Here is an 8,389-nt window from a genome sequence, read left to right as displayed (position 1 = left end):
TCGGCGGTGCGGCGGCGCCCGGCGGACCGGGAGCGCCCGACGCCTCCGGGGAGCCGGTCCCGGCCGAGCGGACGCGGCCCGAGCCCGGGACGGCGCCGGAAGCGGACGCACACGGCCTCGCCGAAGCCCCTGAGCGCCCCGCAGACGCCCCCGCGGGCCACGAACAGCACACGGGGCCAGGCGCCGCGCCCCGGTCCGCCACAGCGCCGGTCACGCCCGATCCGGCGGCGTCCGAGGCCCCGGTGACGACGGCTCACCCCGCGGACCCCGCCGGCGAGTCCGGTCCCGCCCCGGCCGACGCCGCGGCGGACCCGGGCGACCCGGCCACCGCGCCCGGGGACGGAACCGCCGTACCCGGACCCGCCGGGACGCACGGCCCCGCCGACGCGCACGCTCCCGCCGAGGGTGACCGCGCCGCCGAGGACCCGGCACCGGACGGGGCGGCCGCTCCCGAAGAGGCCGGGGACCAGGCCGCCGTAGCGCTGCCGCCGCACGACGACCACCCCCTCGCCTCCTACGTGCTGCGCGTCAACGGCACCGACCGCCCGGTCACCGACGCCTGGATCGGCGAGTCCCTGCTGTACGTGCTGCGCGAGCGGCTCGGCCTCGCGGGCGCCAAGGACGGCTGCTCGCAGGGCGAGTGCGGAGCCTGCAACGTGCAGGTCGACGGCCGCCTGGTCGCCTCCTGCCTGGTCCCGGCGGTCACCGCGGCCGGCAGCGAGGTCCGCACGGTCGAGGGGCTGGCCGAGGAGGGGCAGCCCTCCGACGTACAGCGCGCGCTCGCGCGGTGCGGTGCCGTGCAGTGCGGTTTCTGCGTGCCCGGCATGGCGATGACCGTGCACGACCTGCTGGAGGGCAACCCGGCGCCGACGGAGCTGGAGACCCGGCAGGCCCTCTGCGGCAACCTGTGCCGCTGCTCGGGCTACCGGGGCGTCCTGGAGGCCGTCAAGGAGGTCGTCGCCGAGCGCGAGGGCGCCCACGCCGGCTCCGAGACGGACGGGGACGAGGCACGTATCCCGCACCAGGCGGGCCCCGGCTCCGGCGGCGTGCACCCCTCGGCCTTCGACGCGCCCGGCGTGTTCGACATCCCGCAGACCACCCCCGACGGCTACGGGGACGCCCAGGACCCCGCCTACGGCGACACCGCGGATTCGTACGGCGACGGCGCGAACCCCTACGGGGACACCGCGGACCCGTACGGCGACACCGCGGACCCCTACGGTGACGCCCCGGGCCCCTACGGCACGCCGCCCGGGCAGCGTGACCAGCACTACGGCCAGGACGGAGGCCAGGCGTGAGCAACGAAGCCGGCATCGCGACCAGCGCGGCGGAACCCGCCCCCGCGGCCGAGCCGTTGCCGCACGGCCTCGGCGCCTCCCTGCCGCACGCCGACGCCCGCGCCAAGACCGAGGGCACCTTCCCGTACGCCGCCGACCTGTGGGCCGAGGGCCTGCTGTGGGCGGCCGTACTGCGCTCCCCGCACGCGCACGCGCGCATCGTGTCCATCGACACCACCCACGCGCGCGAGATGCCCGGCGTCCGCGCCGTCGTCACCCACGAGGACGTGCCCGGCACGCCCCGCCACGGCCGGGGCGTGCCCGACCGGCCGGTGTTCGCCTCCGAGGTCGTACGGCACCACGGCGAGCCCATCGCCGCCGTCGCCGCCGACCACCCGGACACCGCGCGGATGGCCGCCGCCGCCGTCATCGTCGAGTACGAGGTGCTCGACCCCGTCACCGACCCGGAACACGCCTTCGAGGCCGAGCCGCTGCACCCCGACGGCAACCTGATCCGGCACATCCCGCTGCACCACGGCGACCCCGAGGCGGCCGGCGAGGTCGTCGTCGAGGGCCTCTACCGCATCGGCCGCCAGGACCCCGCCCCGATCGGCGCCGAGGCCGGCCTCGCCGTGCCGCGACCGGACGGCGGTGTGGAGCTGTACCTGGCCTCCACCGACCCGCACAGCGACCGCAACACGGCCGCCGCCTGCTACGGCCTGCCCCCCGACCGGGTGAAGATCGTCGTCACCGGCGTGCCCGGCGCCACGGCGGACCGCGAGGACCAGGGCTTCCAGCTCCCGCTCGGGCTGCTCGCGCTCAGGACCGGCTGCCCGGTGAAACTCACCGCCACGCGCGAGGAGTCCTTCCTCGGCCACGCCCACCGCCATCCGACGCTGCTGCGCTACCGCCACCACGCCGACGCCGAGGGCAAGCTGGTGAAGGTGGAGGCGCAGATCCTGCTGGACGCGGGCGCTTACGCCGACACCTCCGCCGAGGCCCTGGCCGCCACCGTCTCCTTCGCGTGCGGCCCGTACGTCGTCCCCAACGCCTTCATCGAGGGCTGGGCCGTGCGCACCAACAACCCGCCCTCGGGGCATGTGCGCGGCGAGGGCGCGATGCAGGTGTGCGCCGCCTACGAGGCGCAGATGGACAAGCTGGCGAAGAAGCTGGGCCTGGACCCGGCCGAGGTGCGTCTGCGCAACGTCCTGGCGACGGGTGACGTCCTGCCCATCGGCCAGACCGTGACCTGCCCGGCACCCGTCGCCGAACTCCTCCAGACGGTCCGCGACTTCCCGCTGCCCGCCCTTCCGAAGGACACGCCGGAGGAGGAGTGGCTGCTGCCCGGCGGCCCTGAGGGCGCGGGCGAACCCGGCGCGGTACGCCGGGGCGTGGGCTACGGCCTGGGCATGGTCCACATGCTCGGCGCGGAGGGCGCCGACGAGGTGTCGACGGCGACGGTCAAGGTCCACGACGGCGTCGCGACCGTGCTGTGCGCGGCCGTGGAGACCGGCCAGGGCTTCACCACGCTGGCCCGGCAGATCGTCCAGGAGACCCTCGGTATCGAGGAGGTCCACGTCGCCCCCGTCGACACCGACCAGCCGCCGGCCGGCGCGGGCTGCCGCGGCCGGCACACCTGGGTGTCGGGCGGCGCGGTGGAGCGCGCGGCGAAGATGGTCCGCACGCAGCTCCTGCAGCCTCTGGCCCACAAGTTCGGCATGTCAACCGAGCTGCTGCAGATCACCGACGGGAAGATCACCTCGTACGACGGGGTGCTGTCGACCACCGTCACGGAGGCCCTGGAGGGCAAGGAGCTGTGGGCCACGGCCCAGTGCCGCCCGCACCCCACCGAGCCGCTGAACGCCGCCGGCCAGGGCGACGCCTACGTGGGCCTCGCGTTCTGCGCGATCCGGGCCGTGGTCGACGTCGACGTCGAGCTGGGCTCGGTCCGGGTGGTGGAACTCGCGGTCGCCCAGGACGTCGGCCGGGTCCTCAACCCGGCCCAGCTGGCCGCACGGATCGAGGCGGGCGTCACTCAGGGCGTGGGCATCGCCCTCACCGAGAACCTCCGTACGCCACGCGGCCTGATCCGCCACCCCGACCTGACCGGCTACGCCCTGCCGACCGCGCTGGACGCCCCCGACATCCGGATCGTGAAACTGGTCGAGGAACGGGACGTGGTCGCCCCCTTCGGCGCCAAGTCGGTCAGCGCGGTCCCGGTGGTGACGGCCCCGGCGGCGATCGCCTCGGCCGTCCGCGCCGCCACGGGCCGCCCCGTCAACCGCCTCCCCATCCGCCCGCAGGCGGCGGTGGTCACGGACCGATGAGCCCACCGCCCGGCGAACCCCGCTACGAGCCCGCGCCCGGCGTGGGCAGACTCCTCCTGTGGGCCGGGCTGTTCGCCCTGGCGGCCCTGGCGGTGGTGCTCGGCGGGATCTACCTGACGTAACCCCGCCCCGCCCCACGGCGATCCGCCCCGAACCGGCCGACGGACCGCCCCCGCATACGACGATCCGCCCCGAGCCGGTCGGAGGACGGCGGCACGGTCCGGACCGCCCCTGCATACGACGACCCGCCCCGCACCCGCCGACGGACCGCCCGCGCATACGACGATCCGCCCCGCACCCGTCGGAGGACGGCGGCACGGGCCCGGCGGCCCGCGAGACTCCTCTTCGTCCGAGGGCGGCCACCGGCCCCGGTGATCCGCGAGGCCGCCCGCCCCCCCCTTGCCCGAGGGCGGCCACCGGCCACGGCCCTCCGCGGTGCCGCCCGGCCCCGCCCCTTCGCCGTAGGGCCGGCACCGGCACCGGCACCGGCACCGGCGCCGGTCCCGGCGATCCGCCGGGGACACGCAACGGGCCGTGGCCGTCCCGCGTCTCCCTCTCCGAGGGCCGTTGTCAGTGGGGCGGCGTAGTGTGCGCAGCGGTGGGGGCACCTGCCCGAGGGCCGCGTACGCCGGTGTACGCACGCCCGGCACGCATGGCGAGGATCGCGGGGGAGCGATGAGCACGACCGACGCCGGGGTTCCGGCGATCACGCTGACCGAGGCGGAGCTGGACCGCTTCGTCACGCACGCGCCGACGCGCGGCCTGCTCACGGGTGCCGGCCTACCCGCGGAGACCGACCTGCTGACCTTCTCCCCGCTCCGCACGCACGGCCTGCGCACGCTCGCCGACGCCGCCGACGGCCCCTTCCGGCTGGCCGAGGAACTGCGCGGCCGGCTGGTCATCGGCGAACTGCTCTCCACGGCCGGGAGGGAGCGCGAGTCGATCCTGCTCGACGGCGCCACGGGCGAGCTGACGACGGCCTACCTCCGTGGCCGGTGCGACCCCCGCCCCTTCGCCCCCTCCCTGCACACGCTGCTGCGCTTCGCCGCGGTCACCGAGGAACTGACGGGCCTGCGCGGCCGGTTCGCCTCCCTGGCGGGCCAGTACGGACCGAGGACGGTGACCGAGGCGTCCCGCCGGCTGCTCACCCTCTTCGAGCAGGACACGGGCGGTGCCGTCCCGCCGTACTGGAAGGCGGCGGCCCTGATCCGCCCCCTCTCCCTCATCGCCGGCCCCGGTACGGCGTCCGGACTCGCCCTGGACGTCCCCGCGCGCGTCCTGGACCAGGAGTTCGGGCACGGCAGGGTGGCCCGCTTCGAAGAGGTCGACTTCCCGCCCACGCTCACCCACGAGCCGACCCGCCGCTATCTGCGCGAGACGGGGCTGCCGGAGGAGGCGGTGCTCTTCCACGCCGACACCGACGTCCCCCTGCCGACGCTGCGGGAGTACTTCACCGAGGACTGCCCCGACCGCGCCGTACCCGAACTACCGGCTCACTGCGACCACTTGATCCGCCTGGGCTGCCTGCCGGGGGCCACCAGCCTGGTGGTGGACGGCAGAACGGGCGGGGTCCTCACCTTCAGCGAGCCGGACGGGACGCTGCACTCCCTCAACACCGACGTCTCCACACTGGCCTTCACCCTGTGGCTCATCCACCACGAGCGCACGATCGACGCCCACCTGCGTCACGAATTGACGACCCACGCCTACGACCACCTGGTCACGGCGATGACCCACACCCTCAACACCCTGGACCCCACCGCCACCCTGCCCACCACGACCTGGCACTACTGGACGGACCTCTTCCAGGACGAGACGGACAGCGCCCTCTGACCCCTCGGCGCCCCCACGAAAAAGGGCGGCACCCCTTCCGGGATGCCGCCCTCTGGAGGCCGTGGCGGGAATCGAACCCGCGTAACTCGCTTTGCAGGTTTGTCCTGGTTGGTCAGGGCGTGATCCGGGGTCGTTCAGGGCCGTTCATTCCCGCGCGAGGGCCATGTCTCGAGGGTCGGAGTGAACGGCCCCGAACGGCCGTGTACGGCTATGAACGAGACGGTGAAGGGGGGATCTTGCCTGGTCAAGGCAGTGGGCGGTGGCCCACACGACCAGCCACCGGGGCGCTTCGGTACGAGGCTCAACATGGCACGCTTGACCCTGACGACAGAGCGAGAGGGTGAGTGTCGCAGCAGGCGAGCCCGCGCGAACCCTTCAGAAGATCGCGGATGCGCTCAAGGCGCAGATCGATGCAGACCCGAAGGCGGTGGAGCTGTCGGCAGTCGCAGAGATCATGCCTGATCACGGAGTCTCGCGTGGTGTAGTGCTCCGGGTTTTTGCTGTGCTTCAGAGGGCGGGCGCTGCTGAGCCGGTTCCGGGCGGACGCTGGCGCGTGCTCCGCGAGGGGCAGCGGCCCGACCGCCGGCCCCTCGCGGAACGGCCCACCGACGTCTTCATGGATGACGACCTGTAAGTCGGGGCACCCTTCCCGAGCGCTTCCGCACTGTGCGAGAGGTTCGGTGTCTTGCGACCGACGATGAGCGAGGCGTTGGAGAAGCTGGAAGTCGGCAGGATGGCTGTTTGAGGGGAGACAGGGCAAGCTATGGACCGTGCGGGCCCTGTCGTATCGAGAGGAGAGCGGCCGGCGAGTTCGGCGAGGGCGGCGGCGAAGCGCCGGGCCGCCCCGCGTCTGTCCGCCCCTCTTCGGGTGCAAAGAAATTACGTTTCGCTGTTCAGAAGCCCCTCGCCGGGAATGTCGGGGACAGTGATTTCGAAGGGTCTTCAAACCAACCCCAAACGTCGTTTGAGAGGTGCATGCCGAATATCCGCACGTTCACTTGGTAGGAAACTCGCCAGACAGTGCTGTAGAACGATGCCACCTGAACCTGAAGGATCAACATGATAGGGCTGCCGAATATGCCCACGTCATGCTTCACGAGCCGTGCCCTTGCACCGTCCACGGCTGCAATCATTTCAGTCTCAGGAGGGTCTGCGCCGCGGTCTTCAAAAGATGTAAGCGACGCTGTCGAGGCAGTGCTAATGTGCTCATCTTTTATGTTCGGATGGAAATTTTGAACTCTGCCATTGGAGTAGGGCACGTATGCAACTGCGGTTCCTCTCGTCAGGTGAGAAGTGGGCGCTGTTGGGAACGAAAAGAGGAGCTGCCCGGTATGGATAAGGAGTATCGCTCGGCTGGTTGTGAGCTGGCCTGTGGCAGGGTCGCGAGCCAGTTCCCGGTGCGGGATAAAGATGTGCTGCTCGTCGGCTACTGCGCTAAGCGGCAAGCGGAACGGGGGGTAGTTGATATTTGCCATGGCATCCCTCAAGTGCCTGACCCCCGAAGATGCTGGTGCGGCATGCGCTGCTGGGCTAGGTAAATCAGAAGCCCTGCGGAAGGAAGTGTGGAATTATGGAATTCTCGTTGTCTTCGAATCGATCGAATAAGCTGGGTGGGAGAGTTACACCAGGAGGCTCGTTTATCCTCACGTTGACTTGGTAGGACACCCGCCAGATGGTGCTGTAAAAGGCTGCTAGTTCAATCTGGAGGATCAGCATGAGGGGGTCGTCTACGGCGACTGTTTGCTTCACGAGGCGCGCCTCGGCGCCGTCTACGGCGGCAATCATGTGAGCCTCGTGCTCCGCGGCAAAGTCTCGATAGGATGCCAGTGACGCTGCCGTGGAAGTGGTGATGATCTGTTCGGTGTCCGGGTGAAAAACCTGAACTTCGCCGGAAGAGTAGGGGGTGAATGCAACCGCGGTTCCCTTGCGCAATTGATCAAATGGGTTATTGGGTGGAAATTCAAAAACGAGTTGTCCGGTGTGGATGATAAGTATGGATCGGCTGCCTGTCGTAACTCCCGCACTGGTGCGAACCAGTTCTTGATGCGGGACAAGGATGTGTTGCTGGTTCGATACCGAGCTAACGAGTAGAGGGAACGGGGGGTAATTAGGATTCGCCATAGCGTATTCCTGGCGTCTGGCAATACCGCGGATAGGTGTAAGTTCGCTCTGCTTGCCGCCTGTTTCATTGCGTCTCGACGTTTTCAAACATCGCATGACGCTGACGGGTGGAGTCTCAGTCAGCAATCCACTGGATGTCTTTGATTGTATGCCTAAAGGTTTCGGGTAGCACGCTGGCGCAGGCGGCTCTACCGGGTCGACAGCGGGCAAGAAAGCCGTACCGCGATCGTGAGGTGTCACCGGAGACACAGTCGTCGTGCGGCGCGGAGGTCTGCTTCCCGCGCTAGATGTACTGCCCTGTGAGGTTGGGGACGCGGCTGGCGGGTGGTTGGCCCTTGAGCGCGGTGTGTCCGCGGTGGTGATTGTAGGTGTGCAGCCACTCGCTGAAGGCGGCGCGTCGTTCGGCCTCGGAGCGGTAGGGGCGGGCGTAGGCCCACTCGTCCAGCAGGGTGCGGTTGAAGCGTTCGACCTTGCCGTTCGTCTGCGGCCGGTAGGGCCGTGTTCGCTTGTGGACGATCCCGGCCTTCGCCAGGGCATCGCGCCAGTCGCGTGAGCGGTAGCAGGATCCGTTGTCGGTCAGGACCCGCTCGACGGTGATCTCGCACTCGGTGAAGAAGGCGTGGGCCCGGTGCCAGAATGCGGTGGCGGTCTCCTTCTTCTCGTCGGTGTGGATCTCGCTGTAGGCCAGGCGGGAGTGGTCGTCGACGGCCGTGTGCAGGTAGCTGTAGCCGGCGTTCCGGCGGTTCTTGCGGCCCGCTTGCCGACCGAGGACTTTGTGGCCGCCGCCGTCGGGGATGTTGCCGAGCTTCTTGATGTCGACGTGGACCAGTT

The 8,389-nt window shown here is 70.6% G+C and carries 8 protein-coding genes; 5 read left to right on the top strand and 3 right to left on the bottom strand.

Annotated features, from left to right (window positions below):
* The 5 genes from GT045_RS40370 to GT045_RS40365 all read left to right on the top strand — a co-directional run.
* Positions 1 to 1,298 (top strand): (2Fe-2S)-binding protein (locus GT045_RS40370; protein ID WP_237539202.1); only part of this gene is annotated, 1,298 nt, incomplete at its 5' end.
* Positions 1,295 to 3,604: a molybdopterin cofactor-binding domain-containing protein gene (locus tag GT045_RS38020; protein WP_161336996.1), complete on the top strand. Its 2,310-nt coding sequence runs from the start codon at positions 1,295 to 1,297 to the stop codon at positions 3,602 to 3,604. The genes GT045_RS40370 and GT045_RS38020, both read left to right, overlap by 4 nt.
* Positions 3,601 to 3,726, top strand: coding sequence for a hypothetical protein (locus GT045_RS40610; RefSeq protein WP_272921488.1), 126 nt, complete (start codon positions 3,601 to 3,603; stop codon positions 3,724 to 3,726). The genes GT045_RS38020 and GT045_RS40610 overlap by 4 nt, the downstream gene beginning before the upstream one ends.
* Before the next feature lie 553 nt (positions 3,727 to 4,279).
* Entirely contained in the window at positions 4,280 to 5,437 is a 1,158-nt protein-coding gene (locus tag GT045_RS38015; RefSeq protein ID WP_161336995.1) for an SUKH-4 family immunity protein, read from the top strand.
* Positions 5,438 to 5,777: 340 nt separating this feature from the next.
* A complete protein-coding gene (locus tag GT045_RS40365) occupies positions 5,778 to 6,071 on the top strand; it encodes a hypothetical protein (protein WP_237539201.1) in 294 nt (97 codons plus the stop codon).
* Positions 6,072 to 6,330: 259 nt separating this feature from the next.
* Here the strand turns inward: GT045_RS40365 and GT045_RS39295 are convergent, their stop codons facing one another.
* The 3 genes from GT045_RS39295 to GT045_RS38000 all read right to left on the bottom strand — a co-directional run.
* Positions 6,331 to 6,912 carry a hypothetical protein gene (locus GT045_RS39295; RefSeq protein ID WP_202529467.1) on the bottom strand — a complete coding sequence of 194 codons (582 nt, stop codon included), beginning with the start codon at positions 6,910 to 6,912 and terminating at the stop codon, positions 6,331 to 6,333.
* A gap of 64 nt (positions 6,913 to 6,976) precedes the next feature.
* Positions 6,977 to 7,558, bottom strand: a complete 582-nt coding sequence (locus GT045_RS38005; RefSeq protein WP_161336994.1) for a hypothetical protein — start codon at positions 7,556 to 7,558, stop codon at positions 6,977 to 6,979.
* A 283-nt stretch (positions 7,559 to 7,841) separates the two neighbouring features.
* Positions 7,842 to 8,389 (bottom strand): IS481 family transposase (locus GT045_RS38000; RefSeq protein ID WP_161336993.1); only part of this gene is annotated, 548 nt, incomplete at its 5' end.

This window comes from Streptomyces sp. SID486, assembly GCF_009865385.1.
GTDB lineage: Bacteria > Actinomycetota > Actinomycetes > Streptomycetales > Streptomycetaceae > Streptomyces.
Note: the sequence above shows the minus strand (reverse complement) of the source record. Positions and strands in the feature narration are given on the sequence as shown.